Source organism: Pseudomonas sp. TUM22785 (genome assembly GCF_028198105.1).
GTDB lineage: Bacteria > Pseudomonadota > Gammaproteobacteria > Pseudomonadales > Pseudomonadaceae > Metapseudomonas > Metapseudomonas solani.
Window position 1 is genome coordinate 1,472,868 of record NZ_CP116239.1, and the last position, 17,794, is coordinate 1,490,661.

The following is a 17,794-nucleotide window of genomic DNA, read 5'->3' on the forward strand; positions in this document are numbered from 1 at the left end:
GGAGCCACCATGAGCGAGCACATCCACCTGGAACGTGACCAGGGCCTGCTGACCATCCGCATGCAACGCGCGGACAAGATGAACGCCCTGACCCGCGCCATGTACGGCGCCATGGCCGATGCCCTGGACGCGGCCGGCGAAGACCGCAGCGTGCGCGCGGTGCTGATCACCGGCAGCGAGACCTGCTTCACCAGCGGCAACGACGTGGCCGACTTCATCCAGGCGCCGCCTTCCGGGCTGGACAGTGAAGTGTTCCGCTTCATGAAGGCGCTGTTCGATTTCGCCAAGCCGGTGGTGGCGGCGGTGAACGGCCCGGCGGTGGGCATCGGCACCACGCTGCTGCTGCATTGCGACCTGGTCTACGTGGCCCGCGATGCCAAGCTGAAGATGCCCTTCGTCAACCTCGGGCTGTGCCCGGAGTTCGGTTCCAGCCTGATCCTCCCGCGCATGCTCGGCCACGCCCGCGCCGCCCAGCTGCTGCTGCTCGGCGAAGCCTTCACCGGCGAGCAGGCGGCGACCTGGGGCATCGCCAACGAGGCGCTGGACAGCGGCGCCGCGACCCTGGCCCGCGCCCGCGAAATGGCCCAGCGCTTCGAGCAGCTGGCACCTTCTGCCGTGGCGGTGAGCAAGCGCCTGATGCGCGAACCGGGCCGCGAGGAACTGCGCCAGGTGATCATGGAAGAGGGCGAGCTGTTCGGTCAGCGCCTACGCACCCCCGAGGCCATCGAAGCGCTCTCGGCCTTCATGCAGCGCCGCAAGCCGGACTTCTCCAGGTTCGCCTGAGCGTCAACCTTCCCGGGTGTTGGGCCTCGCTGCGCTCGGCGCCAACCTACGGCACCGTGCGCATCTGTTGCGCCCACCTGGCTGATGGGGACGTTGTAGGGGCGAATTCATTCGCCAAGCGGTGCGCAGCGCCGCCGCCTCCAAGCCCTTGAATGAAAAAAGGCCGCTCATCGAGCGGCCTTTTCTTTACTGCGGATGCCTCACACCAGCGGGTCGCCGACGTGAAGGATCTTCATGGTGTTGGTGCCGCCGACGGTGTGGTAGCTGTCGCCCTTGGTGAGGATGACCCAGTCGCCCTGCTGCACGATGCCGCGCTTGAGCAGTTCGTCCACCGCGGCCTGGCTGACCTTGTCGGCCGGCAGCGCGGCCGGGTCGAAGGGCACGGTCTGCACGCCACGGAACAGGGCGACGCGGGCCTGGGTGGCACGGTGGGGGGAGAAGGCGAAGATCGGCACCGAGGAACGGATGCGCGACATGATCAGCGGGCTGTAGCCGCTCTCGGTGAGGCAGATGATCGCCTTCACGCCCGGGAAGTGGTTGGCGGTGTACATGGCCGCCAGGGCCACGCTCTCGTCGCAACGGCTGAAGGTGTGCCCCAGGCGGTGGCTGGATTTCTGGCTGGTGGGGTGCTTCTCGGCACCGACGCAGACGCGGGCCATGGCCTGCACCGCTTCCACCGGGTATTCACCGGCGGCGCTCTCGGCGGAGAGCATCACGGCGTCCGTGTAGTCCAGCGCGGCGTTGGCTACGTCGGAGACTTCGGCGCGGGTCGGCATGGGGCTGTGGATCATCGACTCCATCATCTGGGTCGCGGTGATCACGGCCTTGTTGTAGCGACGGGCGTGCAGAATGATCTTCTTCTGGATGCCCACCAGCTCGGCGTCGCCGATCTCCACGCCCAGGTCGCCACGGGCCACCATCACGGCGTCGCTGGCGCGGATCAGGCCGTCCAGGGCTTCGTCGTCGGCCACGGCTTCGGCGCGTTCGATCTTGGCCACCAGCCAGGCGCTGCCACCGGCTTCGTCGCGCAGGCGGCGGGCCAGTTCCATGTCGGCGGCGTCACGGGGGAAGGACACGGCCAGGTAGTCCAGCTCCATCTCGGCGGCCAGCTTGATGTCGGCCTTGTCCTTGGCGGTCAGGGCCGGGGCGGTGAGGCCGCCGCCACGACGGTTGATGCCCTTGTGGTCCGACAGCGGGCCACCGATCAGCACGGTGCAGTGCAGTTCGTCGGCGGTGGTGGCGTCGACGCGCATCACCACGCGGCCGTCGTCCAGCAGCAGTTCGTCGCCGACGCCGCAGTCCTTGATCAGGTCCGGGTAGTCGATGCCGACCACATCCTGGTTGCCGGCTTCACGCGGGTGGGTGACGGAGAAGCGGAATTTGTCGCCGGCTTCCAGTTCGATGCGCTTGCCTTCGAACTTGGCGATGCGGATCTTCGGGCCTTGCAGGTCGCCCAGCAGCGCCACGAAACGGCCGTGCTTGGCTGCCAGCTCGCGGACCAGGCGGGCGCGCGCCTTGTGCTCGTCGGGGGTGCCGTGGGAGAAGTTCAGGCGGGCAACGTCGATACCGGCGAGGATCAGCTGTTCCAGCACCTCGGGCGAGTTGCTGGCTGGGCCGAGGGTGGCGACTATCTTGGTGCGGCGAAGGGACATGCGAAGGCTCCATTTTTCAAGCAGAGCCCGAGGCTACACCGCTCGCAACCTGTAGTCATTGTTCCTCTTCACTACCCTTTGCCGGGGTTATTTCACGCCGGGATTCAGGGCCTGGTCCAGGTGCCGGGCGGCATTCTCGGCCTGCTCGGCATCGGGGAACTCGGCGAGCAGGCGGCGCAGGTAGCCGATGGCGCGGCCACGGTCGGCGCGGGGGTTGGCCGGGGCCAGGTTCATCAGCGCCATCTGGTACAGCGAGCGGGCCTTGATGTCGGGCTGCACATGGGCGTCGCCCAGGGCGAGGGAATACAGCTGCTCGGCTTCGTCGACGCGGTCCTTGAGCACGGCGCGGCGCGACAGCAGGGTCATGTCCGGGTCGAGGTCGCTGCGGTAGAGGTCGAGGTTCTGGCTGGGCTTCCAGTCGGCCAGCAGCTCGCGGGCGGTCTTGTGCACCGGCTCGTCGGCGCGCTGGCGGATCACCAGGATGCGCGCTTCGGCGCGTTCGGCGGCGCGGGTGCCGGGGAACTCGTTGGTGATCTGGTAGAAGCGGTTGAGCGCCTTGGTGTCGTCGCGCTGGTCGTTGTAGCGGCTCATGTAGATCAGGCCGATCTGGTAGAGCGAGATGGCACGCACCTCGTCGCTGAACTGGCGATCCTGGTAACCGGTGAGGTAGAGCTTCTCGGCCTGGGCGCTGGTGCCATCGCGTATGGCCATGGCGCTGTAGGTGAGCAGGTCGCCATCCTCTTCCACCGCCGCGGCCATGCGGTTGTTCTTCAGCACCTTGTACTCCACCGCTTCGTTGGTGGTGATCTGGGCGATGAACAGCGGGGTGGTGGGGGCGCAGGCGCCAAGCAGCAGAAGGGTGCACAGCAGGGCAGGGCGGATGGGCTGCATGGAGGCTCCGGGGGCGGGGTTTGGGCGAGTCTAGCAGCCGCTTCGCCTGGGCCGGGATGATGGGCTGCAAGTCCCATCGGAGGTTGTGCCCGCACTCCGCCGGATGGCGCTGCAGAAATTTCCGTGAGCGCCGATATACTCGCCAACGGAGGACTTACCCATGCGCACGCTGATCATCCTGGCCCTGCTCGCCGGCCTTGCCGGTTGCACCCGCTGGTCGCTGGACCATCACCTGAACAATGCCTACCACGCCTACGACGAGGGCGACTGCGAAACGGCCATGCTCGAGCTGTCCCAGGCCGAGCGCAAGAGCCGCTCGCGGGCCTATATGCAGCCGGAGATCTCCCTGCTGCGCGGCCAGTGCCTGGAGCGCCAGAGCCTGTTCGTGGATGCCCAGCAGACCTACAACTTCATCATCGGCCGCTACCCCACCAGCGAGTACGCCTACCGCGCCCGTGCGCGCCTGGAGACCCTGGAGAAGCTCGGCCAGATCAACACCGGCTCACCGGCCAAGGCCACCCCGGCGTCGCTCTGACCGGCGTTTCGACCGTCGGTCGTGGCTCGCTTGAGTGGTGACCGGCCAGCGCTAAGCTTGGCCTTTGTTTCCGGGAGGGGCTCCATGCGTCACCTGCTTTTCGCGGTCATCCTGCTGCCAGGGCTGGCGAGCGCGGAGATCTACCGCTGGACGGACGCCAGCGGCCAGGTGCATTTCAGCGAGCGACCCCAGGCCGGCGCGCAGCAGGTGGAGGTCAAGCCGCAGGTGGTGGAGCGTGACGAGGCCACCCGTGAACGTGAGCAACGTGCCGAGCAGTTCTTCGATGCCCGCCGCCAGGAACAGGCGCAGGCCGAGCGCAAGGCGGCGGATGCCCGCGGCGAGCGCCAGAAGCAATGCAACACGTTACGCGGTAACCTTGCCCAGCTTCGCGACGGCGCTAAGTTCTATCGTGTAGATGGGAAGGGGGAGCGCCAGTATTACAGCGACGGCGAGATCGACGCCGCCCGTCGTAAATTGACCGCGGAAATCAGTGAGCACTGCGGTTAATTACTTGGTTCGAGTGCAGTAGTGAGGCCATACTGAACGGCCATCAATAGCGATTCGCCATCATGCGTAGCCAACGCCGAATAGAACGCCACCAGCTGCCCTATTACCTGAAGGTCTTCAATCGCATCACCGACAAGCCCATGGGCTATCTGGGCAACGTGTCCCTCGAAGGCCTGATGCTGATCAGCCAGCTACCGATGCTGGTGGGGGCCCGTTTCGACATGCGCCTGAAGATTCCGGGGCATGACGGCCAGCAGCACTTCATCGACTTCTACGCGACCTGCCAATGGAGCCGGGAAGACGTCAACCCCGGCAACTTCGACTCGGGCTTCGCCCTGGTGGCACCGCCGCCGGAATACGTGGAGATGGTCGAGGCGCTGCGCCACTACTTCAGCTTTCGTCCCCTCGCCGCGTCGGCGTAGCCGTGCCCGGCGTTAGCCGCTGCGCTTCAGGCGCGGCGGCAGCGTATGGGATCGCACGCAGAATGGTGAGGGCGGCGTGACCGCCATGATGGGTTTCGCTTCGCTCGCGGAACGCCGCCCGACCCATCCTACGAATTGGCCACGTAGGTCGGGTGCAACCCGACACATCCACGCACGGTGCCACGCGAGGTTCACCCGCCCTGCGGTTGTGCGTGCGGAGCTGACCATTGCGTAGGGTGGAGGTCGCTTTTTACCTCCACCGTGCGGAGGTGGGGTTGGCGATTGGCAGCATGGGTTTCGCTTCGCTCTACCCATCCTACGGTTGCGCTCAAGCAGTCCGTAGCCCGGGCTTCAGCCCGGGAATCAAGCATGTGGGTGCGGTTGTGCCCTGATGGGGGTTAGAGCACGCCGGCCTTTTTCCAGGCCAGGTAGCGGCCGACCAGCTCGGGGCCGAGTTCGCCGGGGCGGCAGTCGAGCACCGGGACGTCGTGGGCAGCCAGGCGTTCGTGCAGGCTGGCGCGGGCGTTGAGGTAGTCCACCGTGCCGCAGTAGGACAGCGCCTGCTCGAAGCCTTGCACCGGTTCCTGGCGCAGGGCGTCCAGCACTTCTTCCCGCAGGCTGGCGATCAGCACCCGGTGATGGCGACCCAGGCGCTTGACTGCGGCCAGCAGCTCATCGTCGTCTTCATCGCGCAGGTTGGTCACCAGCACCACCAGGGCGCGGCGGCGTTGGCGTGCCAGCAGGGCGTCGATCGCGGCGCCGAAGTCGGCCGGGCGCTGGGTGCTGTTGAGGTCGTAGACGGCGTTGAGCAATACGCTCAACTGAGCCGGGCCCTTGACCGGCGCGAGGTAGCGCTGCTGGTCGCCGGCGAAGGTGCTGAGGCCGACCGCGTCGCCCTGGCGCAGGGCCACGTAGCTGAGCAGCAGGCTGGCGTTGAGGGCGTGGTCGAAGTGCGAGAGGTCGCCGTCCTGGCTGCGCATGCGGCGGCCGCAGTCGAGCATGAAGACGATCTGCTGGTCGCGTTCGTCCTGGTATTCACGGGCGATGGGCGTGCGCTTGCGCGCGGTGGCCTTCCAGTCGATCTGGCGCAGGGTGTCGCCGTCACGGAATTCACGCAGTTGGTGGAACTCCAGGCCCAGGCCGCGACGCGGACGCTGGCGCACGCCGAGCTGGCTGAGCCAGTCGTCCACCGCCATCAGCTGGGCGCCGTAGAGGCGAGCGAAATCCGGGTAGACGCGGGTCTCGCCCGGCAGGTCGAGGCAGCGGCGCTGGCCCCACAGGCCCAGGGGGCTGGGCAGCTCCACCTCGCACAGGGGGAAGGCGAAGCGGCCGCGCTGCAGCGGGCGCACGCGGTAGCCGAACTCGGTGACCTCGCCCGGGTGCAGGGCCACGGATTGCGGCAGGAACTCGGTGTCCATCCCCGCCGGCACATGGTCGTAGACCTTGAGCTGCAGGGCGCGGGTGAAGGCATGGTGCACGCGCAGGCGCACCTCGCCCCAGCGGCCCAGGGACAGGTTGCCCGGCAGCTGGCGTTCCAGCGCGGGTGAAGGCAGGCGGCGCAGCCACAGCGCATCGAGCACGGCCAGCAGGGCGAGGGCGCAGAGCAGCCCCCACCAGAGCAGGCGCAGCTGTTCCGGCAGCTTGGTGCCGAGGGCGTGCAGGGTGCCCAGGACCAGCGCCACGGCCAGCAGGCCGGCGATCAGGCCGAGCAGGATGCGCGATGGTTTCATAGGCGCGGCGCCGGCACCTGTTCCAGCAGTTGTTGCAGGACCTGGTCCACGGACTGGCCTTCGATATCCAGCTCCGGCGACAGGCGCACGCGGTGGCGCAGCACCGCCAGGGCGCAGCTCTTCACGTCATCGGGCAGCACGAAGTCGCCGCCGCGCAGCAGGGCGCGGGCGCGACCGCCACGGACCAGGGCGATGGAGGCGCGCGGGCCGGCACCCAGGGCCAGGCCCGGCCAGGTACGGGTGGCACGGGCCAGGCGCACGGCGTAGTCGAGCACCTGGTCGTCCATGGGCAGTTCGCTGGCGATGCGCTGCAGGGCCTGCACGTCCTTGGCCTGCAGCAGCGTGCGCAGGGGCGCCACCTCCAGCATGTCGGCACGGGCGGAGCGGGTCACCTGGCGCACCAGGGCGAGCTCTTCGTTGGCCTCGGGGTAGTCCATGCGCAGCTTGAGCATGAAGCGGTCGAGCTCGGCTTCCGGCAGCGGGTAGGTGCCTTCCTGCTCGATGGGGTTCTGGGTAGCCATGACCAGGAAGGGCAGCGGCACCGGCAGGGCGCGGCCTTCGAGGGTGACCTGGCGCTCCTGCATCACTTCCAGCAGCGCGGCCTGGGTCTTGGCCGGGGCGCGGTTGATTTCGTCCGCCAGCAGCAGGTTGGTGAACACCGGGCCCTTGCGCAGCTTGAACTGCTCGCTCTGCATGTCGTACACGGCGTGGCCGGTGACGTCGCTGGGCATCAGGTCCGGGGTGAACTGGATGCGCGAGAACTCGCCGCCGAAGCAGCGCGCCAGGGCGCGGACCAGCAGGGTCTTGCCCAGGCCCGGCACGCCTTCCACCAGCACGTGGCCGGCGCCGATCAGGGCGGTGAGCACGTCGTCGATGACGGCGGTCTGGCCGACCACGGCCTTCTGCAGTTCCTGGCGCAGGGCCTGGGCCAGCTGGCTGGCGCGCTGGCGCTGGCTGCTGGCTGCCGAGGGCGCGGCAGGGGCGGCCGGCGCCTGGGCGGGCTCGCTGGGCTGCACGGCAGCGGCTACGGGGGCCGGGGCTTCGGGGGTGACGTCGGAAAGGTCCAGGTTCAGGCCTTCGGCTTCATCGTTGATCGGCTGATCGGGCGTCTGTTCGCTCATAGGGCATTCCTGAGGCTTTGCAGGTGGGCGACCTGGCGGGTGAATTCGGAGGCGCTGAGGCGCTGCTTGGGCAGCGGCCGCATGGCCTGGCTGATGGCGGCGGTGGGCATGCGGGTCAGGCGGCTGAGCACCTGCCATTGCTCGGCCACGGCGAGTCGTTCGAAACCGGGGTGACGGCGCCGCGCGCGACGCAGGATGTCGCGCTGCAGGCCTTGCAGCAGCACGTGCTTGCCGCTGCGCCGCATGAGGAAGTCGGCGCTGGCGCGCAGGTGTTCTTCCAGCTGGCGGCGCGAGCGGCTGGCCGGTGCCAGTTGCGGCCCCTGGCGACGGCCGACGTGCCACAGCACCAGGGCGATGAGCAGGGCCAGGGCCGCCAGCGCTTCGGGGAAGTTGCGCAGCAGCAGGGCGGGCAGGTCATCGCGCTCGGCGCGGTAGAGCAGGGTCACGCTGGTGTCCTGGGTCAGGTACCAGAGCAGCCAGGCATTGTCGTGGCTGGCGATGTTGTTGTTCTGCCAGATCCAGCTGTCGGTGAGCACGGTGACCAGGCCGTCGCCATGGTTCATCTGCAGCATGTGGGTGGCGTTGCCGCTGTTGGCCCAGGCGTGGGCGCGGTCTTCGCTGTCGTAGAGGTGGAAGCCGGTGTCGAAGTCGATGTAGGCCGGCGCGTCCTCGTTTTCCAGGTAGAGCTTGGTCAGCTCGGGGTAGCGGTCTTCGTCCTCGGGCTCGGCTTCGCTGTCGGCCGGCGCTTCTTCCTCGCCTTCGGCCTGCTGCTCGCTGTCGTCGGCGGTGTCGGGCTCGGCTTCGTCCTGGGTGTCTTCGGCGCTGTCGGTGGCTTCGCTCTGCTCGGCGTCCTCGCTGTCCTCTTCGTCGAGGTCCTCGCTCTCGTACTGCTGCACGCCGAGGCGGTCCAGCAGCAGGTCACCGCTCTTGCCGTCGTCTTCGTCGTAGAGGGCTTCGGCGACGAACAGCAGGTGGCCGCCCTTGGCTGCCCAGTCCAGCACGCGGTCGGCCTGGCGCGGGGTCATGCGGCTGCGGTCGGCCAGCAGCAACAGGGTGTGGCCGGCGGCGGGCAGGTCGTTGAGCACTTCCAGGCCATCGGCGTGCGCCACCGTCAGGCCCTGCTTGCGCAGGTAGCTCTCGGCGGCGAGGTAGATGTTGCTGCGCGCCTCGGGCGAAGCCCCGTGGGCGATGGTTTCCTGGTAGGGCTCGATCTTGTTCAGCAGCCAGATGAGGAACAGGCCCAGCAGCAGGAAGAGCAGGGCACCGAAGATGAAACCTCCACGACGGCTCATGCGCTGGCTCCCGTGGCGACCAGGCGGCGCCAGCCTTCACAGAGGCCACGCTTGAGGCTCTCCGGTGGCAGCTGGTGGCCGTAGGCGAGGTTCTGCCAGTGGCGGGTGAGGACCTGGGCGAAGCGTCCCAGCTCTTCACGCTGCAGGTTCTGCACCATGCGCAGCACTTCGCCTTCGGTGTGGGAGCCCTTGAGCGGCAGGCGGAAATCGTGGAGCAGGTGGCTGAGCAGGGCACGGTAGAGCAGGCCGAGGGCCTCGCGCGGGTGCTCGGCCCAGAGCCGTTCGGCTTCGCTGGCGACGTCGTCGGGCAGGGTCTCGGGGGCCACCTCCAGGCCGAACAGCTGCAGAGGTGCCTCGCGGCGCCGGCGTTTCGGCAGGCCGATATTGCCGGCGAAGGTGGCGAGCCATTCACGGTAGCGCCAGATGATCAGGGCGATGAGGCTGAACAGCAGACCCCACAGCAGCACCTTGATCACCAGCGCCAGCCAGCTGGTGCTGTTCCACAGCTCGGCCAGCTTGAACAGGCCCTTGATGAAGTCGGTGAGGCTTTCCGCGTCTTCCTTGGAGAGTTCTTCTTTCTTCTTGTCCTTGGCCTCGGCATCCGGGAAGCGCCAGCGGGTCACCGTCTCGCGGTTCTCGAAGGGCGGCTCATCCAGCAGCTTGGCGATGCTTTCGCTGGAGGCCTGGCTGGTCAGCTCCTGGTGGAGGAGGCGCGGGGCGTCGGGGCCGTTGGGGTCTTCCACCGGGATCGGGCAGCTGCTGGCGGTTTCGTCGGCCAGCACCGGCTGGGCGGGCAGGGCGGTGACCAGGAGCACACCCATGCCCAGTACCAGGGCGTAGGCGAGGCCGGTGAGGCGCTGGCGCAGGCGGCGGAACACCAGTTCGATGTCCCAGGCTTCCAGGGCGGTGCGGCGGTTCAGGTAGAGGGTGAAGCCGCAGGCCACGTAGACCGGCTCCCAGATCATCAGCACGAAGAAATACAGGCCGTTGGACAGGTGCTCCAGCCATACCCAGTCGCCTTCGGCCTGTTGCAGCAGTTTCTGCCAGTCCCAGTCGGCCACCACCTGCTGCGGCAGCATCAGGTAGAGCAGGGTGATCAGGCCCATCCACAGCGCCGTTTCCAGGTGCATGCCGATGATGGTGAGCCAGGTGGCGCCGCCGGCATCGCGCTGGCCGAGCACCACCAGGCGCTGGCTGCGCGCCGCGCCGGAGAGGCCTTCGAGCTGCATCACCGGCAGGTCGAAGCTGCGTGTGGGGCTGAAGCGGCGCCAGGTGAGGCTGGCGATCAGCTGCGGCTTGAGCAGGCGCGGGAAGGCCTTGAGCGCTTCCTTGAGCGTTGGCGTGTCGCCGAACAGCGCGCGGGAAAGGATGTACAGCGGCAGGCGCTCGAAGGCGGGCTTGAGCAGCCAGAAGATGAAGATCGCCCAGCCGGAGTAGTTCCACAGCACCAGGCACAGCAGCAGGAACACCGGCAGGGTGACCAGCGCCCAGCTGGCCATGAGCAGGCCCATGTGGCGTCGGGCGAGCAGCACGCCGAGGTCCATGGCTTCCCAGGCGCTGCGCGGGCGGATGGCGACGCTGGCATCAGTCAGGCGCATGGCGACTCCGACCGGCGAAGCAGAAATAGCTGCCGAGCAGCAGCCACAGGCAGGCACCCACGATGTACTTCACCTTGGGCGTGGTGAAGGTCATGGACGACCAGTAGGCCTCGATGAACGCGGCGATCAGGAGCATCAGCATGGCGCCGGCAATGAGTTTGACGCTGTGGGTGGCGGCCAGGCGCAGGGATTCGGCGCGGGTCATCCGCCCGGGGGCGAGCAGCGCCCAGCCCAGCTGCAGGCCGGCGGCACCGGCGAAGGTGATGGCGGTGAGCTCGAAGGAGCCGTGGCCGATGACGAAGGACCAGAAGGTCTCGCCGTAGCCGACCTGGGTCAGGTGCCCGGCCACGGCGCCGATCATCAGGCCGTTGAAGAGCAGGAAGAACAGGCTGCCGAGGCCGAAGAGCAGGCCGCTGGCGTAGGTCTGAAAGGCGATGCCGATGTTGTTCATGATGTAGTGGCCGAACATCATCCAGTCATCGCCGGAGTCGCGCTCGCTGGCGCCGATGCGGTGGGCGTCGGGCTCGTACATGGATTCCATCTCGGCCACTTGGTCCGGCGGCACCACGCTGTAGACCAGGTCGGGGAACTGGTGCACCAGCACGCCCATTACCGCCAGGCTCACGTAGAACAGCAGGCTGGCGATGAGGATGCTGCGCCACTGCTCGCGCACCAGGCGCGGGAAGCCGCCGAGCACGAAGCCGACGATCTGCGCGCCGAGGTGGCTGCGGTGGCGGTAGAACTGCTGGTGGCCACGCATGGCCAGTTGCTGCAGCTGGTCGATCAGATGGCTGCTGTAGCCGCGCTCCTGGGCGAGGGCCAGTTGCTGGCAGAGGTGGCGGTAGTCGGCGGCGAAGCCCTCGCAGGACTTGGCGTCGGCCTTGCCACGCTCCAGGGCGTCGAGCTGGGCGCCGAAGCGTTCCCAGTCGGCCTGGTGGCGACGTTCGAAAAGGCTTTGTTTCATGGGCTTCCCAGTAGGCTCCTGGCGATGCCGTTGAGGCGGGCCTCGGCCTGCTCGGCCGGGACCTCCAGCGGCTCGGCGAGGATGCCCGCCAGCTCGGCGCGGCGCCCGCTGGAGAGGCCGCCCTGGCGCTCGGCATAGCCGAGGATGGCGCGCTGCTCGGCGAGGCTCAGGATGAAGGGTGCACGCTGGGGCTCGGCGTCCGGCAGTTGCGGGCGCGAGGGTTTGTCTTCGCGGTAGACCACCAGGGTGCCGGCGGCGAGGTCGCCGAGGCGCTTGAAGGCGGGGTGCGTCAGGGTGCTGATGATGCCCAGGGCGTAGCCGAATGGCAGGATGTCGACGAAGCGCAGCAGGTTGCGCACCAGGGACGAGGACCAGCCCACCGGTGTGCCGTCGTCGTGGACCACGCGCAGCCCCATCAGTTGCTTGCCGGGGGAGCGGCCCTGGTTGAGCACCTCGAACAGCACCATGTACCACCAGGTGACGAGGAAGGTGACGATCAGGCCCAGGCCCATGCCGAACTGCCCGAGCAGGAGGAACACCGAGTAGAGCACCAGTAGCAGGATGCCGCGGATCAGCAGGTCCACGGTATAGGCCAGGGCGCGGGGCAGGAGGCTGGCGGGGCGCAGCACGAGGTCGATGCCCTCGGGCGTTTCCACCTGGTAGCGGGTGTCCAGGGGGGCGGACTGACCCTGCTCATTTCCGTATGGGCTGGTGCTGCGGGACGTCGATGTCATGGGTCGACTGCGTTGGGGAAACCACGATGCTAGCGGAGCATCACTTGGCGAGGCAACCGACCCGCCGCTGGGCGGGTCGGCACGGCGGGCTCACTGCGGCGGGGGCAGCACGCCGAAGATGGTGCGATAGAGGATGCCCACGGCGATGATGAACATCGGGAAGGTCCAGATCAGGCCGATGCCCAGCGGAATCGCACTGACCATCATGATCAGCGACAGCACCAGCATCAGGCCGAAGACCTTGAACCAGCGCTGGGTGATGGCCTTGCGCGAGGCTTCCAGGGCTTCCCAGGGCGACAGCTTGCGCTCCATCGCCAGGGGCAGGGCGAGCATATAGGCGATGGCCAGGTAGAAGCCGGGGATGAGCAGCAGCAGGAAGCCGATGTAGATCAGCACCGCCATCAGGATATTGAGGATGAACAGCGGCACGAACAGGTTGAAGTTGCTGAACAGCTCGTTGAAGTTCAGTGGCTGGCCAGCAGCCTGGCGGATGCCCAGCAGGTAGATGCCGCCGAGAACCGTGGCGCAGAGGCCGGAGCCGATGACGCCGCCGATGAAGGACAGCACCGTGGCGGCGAGTTCACCGGCCATGCCGCCGATGAAGCCCAGGACCAGGCCGAGCAGTGTGGCCAGAATCTGGCTGGCGACACCGTAGATGATCATGCCGCAGACGATCATGCCCTTGGAGCCTTTGACCCGCTGCCAGGATTCGTTGATCACGTCGCCGATGTTGAAGTCGTAGCCACGGGCCAGGGCGGCTTCGATGCTCAGGGCGCCGTTGTCGACGGTTTCGACCAGGGCGCTCTGGGGCGCGGAATAGGGGTTTTCGGGTATGCCTTGCATGGTCGCTTCCTTGTGAGTCGGTGCAGGAGGCGCAGGCCCGGGTACGGGCATGGCGCGAGCGCGATATTTTCGGGTGTCGGTGCGACGAATTCAATCGGCTGCGTCACTGTTTCGCGTATTGGTGGTCGGTGGTCGCGCGCCGTCGGGTGATAGACTCCGGCCCCTTGGCCATAGGAGGCAACGTGACTTCCAGCATCTTCTGGTACGACTACGAAACCACCGGCATCAACCCCCGCAGCGACCGCGCCATCCAGGTGGCGGGCATCCGCACGGACGAGGCGCTCAACGAAATCGAGCAGCCGCTGAACATCTATTGCCGGCCCAGCGACGACATCCTTCCCCACCCGGCGGCCTGCCTGGTCACCGGCATCCTGCCGCAGACCCTGCGCGAGAAGGGGCTGGACGAAGGCGAGTTCATCACCCGCGTGCACGCCGAGCTGTCCCGCCCGGGCACCTGCGGCGCCGGCTACAACACCCTGCGCTTCGACGACGAAGTGACCCGCTACAGCTTCTACCGCAACTTCCACGACCCCTATGCGCGGGAGTGGCAGGGCGGCAACAGCCGCTGGGACCTCATCGACACCCTGCGCACCGCCTACGCGCTGCGCCCGGAGGGCATCGAGTGGCCCACCGAGGAGGGGCGGGTGTCGCTGCGCCTGGAGCGCCTGACCGCCGCCAACGGCATCGACCATGGCCAGGCCCACGAGGCGCTGGCCGACGTGCGCGCGACCATTGCCCTGGCGCGGCTGGTGCGTGATCGCCAACCACGGTTGTATGACTTCCTCTTCCAGTTGCGCAGCAAGCACAAGGTGCAGGAACAGATTCGCCTGTTGCAGCCGCTGGTACATATATCGGGTCGCTTTTCGGCGGCGCGGCATTATTTCTCCGTGGTAGTGCCACTGGCCTGGCACCCGAAGAACCGCAATGCATTGATCGTCTGCGACCTGTTATCCGATGTATCGCCGCTGTTGGATCAGGATGCTGAAACTCTGCGCCGCCGCCTCTATACACGGCGTGATGAGTTGGCCGAAGGTGAAATACCGGTCCCGTTGAAACTCCTGCATATCAATCGCTGCCCGGTAGTGGCGCCCTTGAGTGTATTGCGGCCGGCGGACCAGCAACGCCTGCACGTGGACTTGGCCGCCGTCCAGGAAAGCGCCCGGCAACTTGCCGAGTTGCGTGGGCAATGGCAGGACAAGTTGCCCGCCATCTATGCAGAGGAAGCCTTCCCCGGAACCGAAGATCCGGAGCAGCAACTCTATGATGGTTTTATCGGTGACCGTGATCGGCGGCTGTGCGAACAAGTACGGAATGCCGAGCCGCTTCGTTTGGCCCAGGAACCCTGGCCGTTCGATGATGTGCGGTTGCCGGAATTGCTGTTCCGTTACCGCGCGAGAAACTTCCCGGACACGTTATCCCCCGCCGAGCGGGATAAATGGAGCGCTTTCTGCCGCGGCCGCCTGAGTGACCCGGCCCTGGGCGCGCCCAATACACTGGCGGGCTTCGAGCAGGCGATGGCGGAGCTCCGCGCCACGGCGACGCCAGCGCAGCTGGCGATCCTCCAGGCCTGGTCCGAACATGCCACGCAATTGCGTCAACGCTATGGCCTTTGAGTTTTGCCGGGCAATAAAAAACGCCAGCTGATGCTGGCGTTTTTTTAACCCGTGGCAATTAGCCCAGCAGGGTGGCCCAACCTTCAACGGTGTCGGCGCCCCACTTGGCTTTCCACTCTTTCAGCGTCTTGTGGTTGCCACCTTTGGTTTCGATAACTTCACCGGTGTGCGGGTTCTTGTATTGCTTGACCTTGCGAGCACGCTTGCTGCCAGTAGTCTTGGCGGCAGCACGCGGGGCCTTGGAAGTTTTGGAGTCCGGATCGAGCAGGGCGATGATATCGCGCAGGGACTTCTGGTATTCACCCATCAGGGCGCGCAGTTTGCCTTCGAACTCCAGCTCTTTTTTCAGCTTGTCGTCTTGCGACAGGTTCTTCAGGCGCTCTTGCAGTTCTTTGATGGCTTCTTCGGTAGCGCGGTATTCGTTGATCAGCGACATGTCTGAGTCCCTTGTGAAAATGGTGATGGCTGGCGATGGCTGAGTGTCAGGAATAATAGTCAGCGCGTTAATACAAGTAAACATGCAGGAAAAGTTTTGTCGGGATTATTTTTAGAATAAGCCGATGTTTGAATTAATCCCTGTTCACAATCGGACCTAACCAGGGATTGGAACTTGCGTGCGTCATCGGCGACGGCGCCGGAGTTGCGGGCTGGCGCGGAGGCGACGGGAAGTTCAATGGAGCTGCTGAACTTTTCACGGCGTGTGGATAGAATGACCGCCTTTTGCGAAGTCTCTGGAGTTTCCCCCATGCGCACATTTCGTCTGGTGATCGCCTGCCCGGACGGCGTTGGCATCGTAGCCAAGGTCAGTAATTTCCTGGCGACTTACAACGGCTGGATCACCGAGGCGAGCCATCACTCCGACAATCAGAGTGGTTGGTTCTTCATGCGTCACGAGATTCGCGCCGATTCGCTGCCGTTCGACCTGGATGGCTTCCGCCAGGCGTTCGCGCCCATCGCGCGTGAGTTCTCCATGGAATGGCGCATCACCGACTCCTCGGTGAAGAAGCGCGTGGTGCTGATGGCCAGCCGTGAGTCCCACTGCCTGGCCGACCTGCTGCACCGCTGGCACAGCGGCGAGCTGGATTGCGAGATCCCCTGCGTGATCGCCAACCACGATGACCTGCGCAGCATGGTCGAGTGGCACGGCATCCCCTACTTCCACGTCCCGGTCGACCCGAAGAACAAGCAGCCGGCGTTCGAGCAGGTCTCGCGCCTGATCGACGAGCACAAGGCCGACAACGTGGTGCTGGCGCGCTACATGCAGATCATCCCGCCGGACCTGTGCCAGAAGTACCGCCACCAGGTGATCAACATCCACCACAGCTTCCTGCCCTCGTTCATCGGCGCCAAGCCGTACCACCAGGCCTCGCTGCGCGGCGTGAAGCTGATCGGCGCCACCTGCCACTACGTCACCGAGGAACTGGACGCCGGCCCGATCATCGAGCAGGACGTGGTGCGCATCAGCCACCGCGACAACATCGAAGACCTGGTGCGCCTGGGCAAGGACGTGGAGAAACTGGTGCTGGCGCGCGGCCTGCGCTATCACCTGGAAGACCGCGTGCTGGTGCACGACAACAAGACCGTCGTCTTCGACTGATCGCGTAACAGGAACAAGGAACGATCCCATGCTCAAGTCCGTCCAGGTTCGTGACTACATGACCCATCACCAGGTGAGCTTCCGGCCGGACACCGACCTGTTCCTGGCCATCGAGCGCTTGCTGGAGCACCGCCTGAGCAGTGCCCCGGTGGTCGACGCCCAGGGCCACCTGCTAGGCATGCTGTCCGAGTCCGACTGCCTGCGCGGCATTCTTTCCGGTGCCTACTACGATGCTGTAGGGGGAGTGGTGGGCGCGTGCATGCGGGCGCAGCCGGGGAGCGTTTCCCCGGGCGAGGACGTGGTCGATGTCTGCCAGCGCTTGCTGCGCGAGCAGCATGAGGCCTTGCCGGTCGTGGAAGGCGGTGTGCTGGTGGGCGTGCTCAGTCGTCGTGACGCCTTGCGCGCGATCAAGGCCTTCGCCCAGCACGACGCCGGCCGCCCGACCTAGGAGCTTGAGCATGTCCGACCCTCTCGACCGCGCGACCTCGAAAGCCCCGCCCACCCTCGGCGAGGGATGCGTGCGGCGCTATGACCCCGAGGCGCTGGACGAGGAGGACGGCACCGACTTCCCGGATGCCGAAGCCCTCTGGAAGCAGATCCAGGACGAAGCCGACGAAACGAAAAAGGCGCCTTGAGGCGCCTTTTTCATTCCCGCACGGTTCAGATGCGGAAGCTGTCCACCAGGTGCTTCAGGCGCGCGGCCTGCTGTTCCAGGTCGGCGCAGGCGCGCAGGGTGGCCTGGAGGTTTTCCACGCCTTCCTGGTTGAGCATGTTGATCTCGTTGATGTCCACGTTCAGTGACTCCACCACCGAGGTCTGTTCCTCGGTGGCGGTGGCCACGGACTGGTTCATCCCGTCGATCTCGCCGATGCGCTGGGTGACGCTGGAAAGGCGCTCGCCCGCCAGGTTGGCGATGGTCACGCTCTCCTCGCTGTAGCGCTGGCTCTCGGTCATGGTGTTGACCGCCTCGCGGGCGCCCACCTGCAGCTCCTCGATCATCTTCTGGATTTCCTGCGCCGACTCCTGGGTGCGGTGGGCGAGGTTGCGCACCTCGTCCGCGACCACGGCGAAGCCACGGCCGGCCTCACCGGCACGGGCGGCTTCGATGGCGGCGTTGAGCGCCAGCAGGTTGGTCTGCTCGGAGATGCCCTTGATGACCTCGAGGATCTGCCCGATGTTCACCGTCTTGCTGTTCAGCGTCTCGATGTTGCCGCACGAGGCGCGGATCTTCCCGGACAGGTCGCTCATGGCGACTATGGTCTTCTCCACCACCTGGCGGCCGTCCTCGGACTGGTTGCGTGCATCGGAGGCCTGGTGCGAGGCATCGGCGGCGTTGCGGGCGATCTCCTGGGCAGCGGCGCCCAGTTCGTTGATCGCCGCGGCCACGCTGTTGGTGCGCTGGGCCTGCTCGTCGGAGTTGCTCATCGACGAGTTGGAGGCCGACAGCACCAGCTTGGCCACCTCGTTGACCTGGCGGGTGGTGGCGGAAACCTCGCGAATGGAGGCGTGGAT

The 17,794-nt window shown here is 66.5% G+C and carries 19 protein-coding genes; 8 read left to right on the forward strand and 11 right to left on the reverse strand.

Features of this window, described 5'->3' with window-relative positions:
- The first annotated feature begins 9 nt into the window (after positions 1-9).
- A complete protein-coding gene (locus tag PI990_RS06915; RefSeq protein WP_184488758.1) occupies positions 10-783 on the forward strand; it encodes an enoyl-CoA hydratase in 774 nt (257 codons plus the stop codon).
- Positions 784-983: 200 nt separating this feature from the next.
- On the opposite strand, the gene pyk is transcribed toward PI990_RS06915, so the two are convergent.
- A complete protein-coding gene (gene pyk, locus PI990_RS06920; protein WP_184492156.1) occupies positions 984-2,435 on the reverse strand; it encodes a pyruvate kinase in 1,452 nt (483 codons plus the stop codon).
- Positions 2,436-2,522: 87 nt separating this feature from the next.
- The gene (locus tag PI990_RS06925; RefSeq protein WP_021218061.1) at positions 2,523-3,326 is read right to left on the reverse strand and encodes a hypothetical protein; all 804 of its coding nucleotides are present in this window, start codon (positions 3,324-3,326) and stop codon (positions 2,523-2,525) included.
- Between the two features lie 160 nt (positions 3,327-3,486).
- On the opposite strand from PI990_RS06925, the gene PI990_RS06930 reads away from it, so the two are divergent.
- The 3 genes from PI990_RS06930 (at position 3,487) to PI990_RS06940 (ending at position 4,790) form a co-directional block, all read left to right on the forward strand.
- Positions 3,487-3,861, forward strand: a complete 375-nt coding sequence (locus PI990_RS06930) for a tetratricopeptide repeat protein (RefSeq protein WP_021218060.1) — start codon at positions 3,487-3,489, stop codon at positions 3,859-3,861.
- Between the two features lie 84 nt (positions 3,862-3,945).
- Positions 3,946-4,368 (forward strand): DUF4124 domain-containing protein, encoded by a 423-nt coding sequence (locus PI990_RS06935; protein ID WP_021218059.1) that lies wholly within the window; start codon positions 3,946-3,948, stop codon positions 4,366-4,368.
- A gap of 62 nt (positions 4,369-4,430) precedes the next feature.
- Complete coding sequence (locus PI990_RS06940) at positions 4,431-4,790, forward strand: PilZ domain-containing protein (RefSeq protein WP_021218058.1); 360 nt, start codon at positions 4,431-4,433, stop codon at positions 4,788-4,790.
- Positions 4,791-5,188: 398 nt separating this feature from the next.
- Here PI990_RS06940 and PI990_RS06945 read toward each other — a convergent pair whose 3' ends face one another.
- The 7 genes from PI990_RS06945 to PI990_RS06975 form a co-directional block, all read right to left on the reverse strand.
- The gene (locus PI990_RS06945; RefSeq protein WP_271660167.1) at positions 5,189-6,520 is read right to left on the reverse strand and encodes a DUF58 domain-containing protein; all 1,332 of its coding nucleotides are present in this window, start codon (positions 6,518-6,520) and stop codon (positions 5,189-5,191) included.
- Complete coding sequence (locus PI990_RS06950) at positions 6,517-7,641, reverse strand: AAA family ATPase (RefSeq protein ID WP_021218056.1); 1,125 nt, start codon at positions 7,639-7,641, stop codon at positions 6,517-6,519. The genes PI990_RS06945 and PI990_RS06950 overlap by 4 nt, the downstream gene beginning before the upstream one ends.
- Complete coding sequence (locus PI990_RS06955) at positions 7,638-8,933, reverse strand: DUF4350 domain-containing protein (RefSeq protein ID WP_271660168.1); 1,296 nt, start codon at positions 8,931-8,933, stop codon at positions 7,638-7,640. Before PI990_RS06955 ends, PI990_RS06950 begins: the two co-directional genes overlap by 4 nt.
- Positions 8,930-10,531, reverse strand: coding sequence for a DUF4129 domain-containing protein (locus PI990_RS06960; protein WP_271660169.1), 1,602 nt, complete (start codon positions 10,529-10,531; stop codon positions 8,930-8,932). Before PI990_RS06960 ends, PI990_RS06955 begins: the two co-directional genes overlap by 4 nt.
- Positions 10,518-11,495, reverse strand: coding sequence for a stage II sporulation protein M (locus PI990_RS06965; RefSeq protein WP_271660170.1), 978 nt, complete (start codon positions 11,493-11,495; stop codon positions 10,518-10,520). The genes PI990_RS06960 and PI990_RS06965 overlap by 14 nt, the downstream gene beginning before the upstream one ends.
- Positions 11,492-12,229, reverse strand: a complete 738-nt coding sequence (locus PI990_RS06970; protein ID WP_021218052.1) for an RDD family protein — start codon at positions 12,227-12,229, stop codon at positions 11,492-11,494. Before PI990_RS06970 ends, PI990_RS06965 begins: the two co-directional genes overlap by 4 nt.
- Before the next feature lie 90 nt (positions 12,230-12,319).
- Entirely contained in the window at positions 12,320-13,072 is a 753-nt protein-coding gene (locus PI990_RS06975) for an integral membrane protein (RefSeq protein ID WP_043242520.1), read from the reverse strand.
- Between the two features lie 182 nt (positions 13,073-13,254).
- Between PI990_RS06975 and sbcB the strand changes: the two genes are divergently transcribed.
- Entirely contained in the window at positions 13,255-14,685 is a 1,431-nt protein-coding gene (sbcB, locus tag PI990_RS06980) for an exodeoxyribonuclease I (RefSeq protein ID WP_271660171.1), read from the forward strand.
- 58 nt (positions 14,686-14,743) lie between these two features.
- Here sbcB and mvaT read toward each other — a convergent pair whose 3' ends face one another.
- Positions 14,744-15,121, reverse strand: a complete 378-nt coding sequence (gene mvaT / locus PI990_RS06985; protein ID WP_184492153.1) for a histone-like nucleoid-structuring protein MvaT — start codon at positions 15,119-15,121, stop codon at positions 14,744-14,746.
- A 309-nt stretch (positions 15,122-15,430) separates the two neighbouring features.
- Here mvaT and purU point away from each other — a divergent pair, with 309 nt between their 5' ends.
- Genes purU through PI990_RS07000 form a run of 3 tightly spaced genes read left to right on the forward strand, consistent with a single transcriptional unit; the run spans position 15,431 to position 16,917 of the window.
- Positions 15,431-16,282, forward strand: a complete 852-nt coding sequence (purU, locus tag PI990_RS06990) for a formyltetrahydrofolate deformylase (protein ID WP_021218048.1) — start codon at positions 15,431-15,433, stop codon at positions 16,280-16,282.
- 28 nt (positions 16,283-16,310) lie between these two features.
- On the forward strand, positions 16,311-16,730 hold the full coding sequence (locus tag PI990_RS06995; protein ID WP_021218047.1) for a CBS domain-containing protein: 420 nt from the start codon (positions 16,311-16,313) through the stop codon (positions 16,728-16,730).
- 10 nt (positions 16,731-16,740) lie between these two features.
- Complete coding sequence (locus PI990_RS07000) at positions 16,741-16,917, forward strand: hypothetical protein (protein WP_021218046.1); 177 nt, start codon at positions 16,741-16,743, stop codon at positions 16,915-16,917.
- 25 nt (positions 16,918-16,942) lie between these two features.
- On the opposite strand, the gene PI990_RS31520 is transcribed toward PI990_RS07000, so the two are convergent.
- The gene (locus PI990_RS31520; RefSeq protein WP_371877133.1) at positions 16,943-17,707 is read right to left on the reverse strand and encodes a methyl-accepting chemotaxis protein; all 765 of its coding nucleotides are present in this window, start codon (positions 17,705-17,707) and stop codon (positions 16,943-16,945) included.
- Between the last annotated feature and the right edge of the window lie 87 nt (positions 17,708-17,794).

Bases quoted from the DNA above. Each gene is read 5' to 3' on its own strand.
- PI990_RS06960 (WP_271660169.1), bottom strand. From the start codon at position 10,531: ATGCGCCTGACTGATGCCAGCGTCGCCATCCGCCCGCGCAGCGCCTGG.
- PI990_RS06925 (WP_021218061.1), bottom strand. From the start codon at position 3,326: ATGCAGCCCATCCGCCCTGCCCTGCTGTGCACCCTTCTGCTGCTTGGC.
- PI990_RS06995 (WP_021218047.1), top strand. From the start codon at position 16,311: ATGCTCAAGTCCGTCCAGGTTCGTGACTACATGACCCATCACCAGGTG.
- PI990_RS31520 (WP_371877133.1), bottom strand. From the start codon at position 17,707: ATGAGCAACTCCGACGAGCAGGCCCAGCGCACCAACAGCGTGGCCGCG.
- PI990_RS06975 (WP_043242520.1), bottom strand. From the start codon at position 13,072: ATGCAAGGCATACCCGAAAACCCCTATTCCGCGCCCCAGAGCGCCCTG.
- PI990_RS06950 (WP_021218056.1), bottom strand. From the start codon at position 7,641: ATGAGCGAACAGACGCCCGATCAGCCGATCAACGATGAAGCCGAAGGC.
- PI990_RS06935 (WP_021218059.1), top strand. From the start codon at position 3,946: ATGCGTCACCTGCTTTTCGCGGTCATCCTGCTGCCAGGGCTGGCGAGC.
- PI990_RS07000 (WP_021218046.1), top strand. From the start codon at position 16,741: ATGTCCGACCCTCTCGACCGCGCGACCTCGAAAGCCCCGCCCACCCTC.
- PI990_RS06970 (WP_021218052.1), bottom strand. From the start codon at position 12,229: ATGACATCGACGTCCCGCAGCACCAGCCCATACGGAAATGAGCAGGGT.
- PI990_RS06955 (WP_271660168.1), bottom strand. From the start codon at position 8,933: ATGAGCCGTCGTGGAGGTTTCATCTTCGGTGCCCTGCTCTTCCTGCTG.
- mvaT (WP_184492153.1), bottom strand. From the start codon at position 15,121: ATGTCGCTGATCAACGAATACCGCGCTACCGAAGAAGCCATCAAAGAA.
- PI990_RS06945 (WP_271660167.1), bottom strand. From the start codon at position 6,520: ATGAAACCATCGCGCATCCTGCTCGGCCTGATCGCCGGCCTGCTGGCC.
- PI990_RS06940 (WP_021218058.1), top strand. From the start codon at position 4,431: ATGCGTAGCCAACGCCGAATAGAACGCCACCAGCTGCCCTATTACCTG.
- purU (WP_021218048.1), top strand. From the start codon at position 15,431: ATGCGCACATTTCGTCTGGTGATCGCCTGCCCGGACGGCGTTGGCATC.
- PI990_RS06965 (WP_271660170.1), bottom strand. From the start codon at position 11,495: ATGAAACAAAGCCTTTTCGAACGTCGCCACCAGGCCGACTGGGAACGC.
- PI990_RS06915 (WP_184488758.1), top strand. From the start codon at position 10: ATGAGCGAGCACATCCACCTGGAACGTGACCAGGGCCTGCTGACCATC.
- pyk (WP_184492156.1), bottom strand. From the start codon at position 2,435: ATGTCCCTTCGCCGCACCAAGATAGTCGCCACCCTCGGCCCAGCCAGC.
- PI990_RS06930 (WP_021218060.1), top strand. From the start codon at position 3,487: ATGCGCACGCTGATCATCCTGGCCCTGCTCGCCGGCCTTGCCGGTTGC.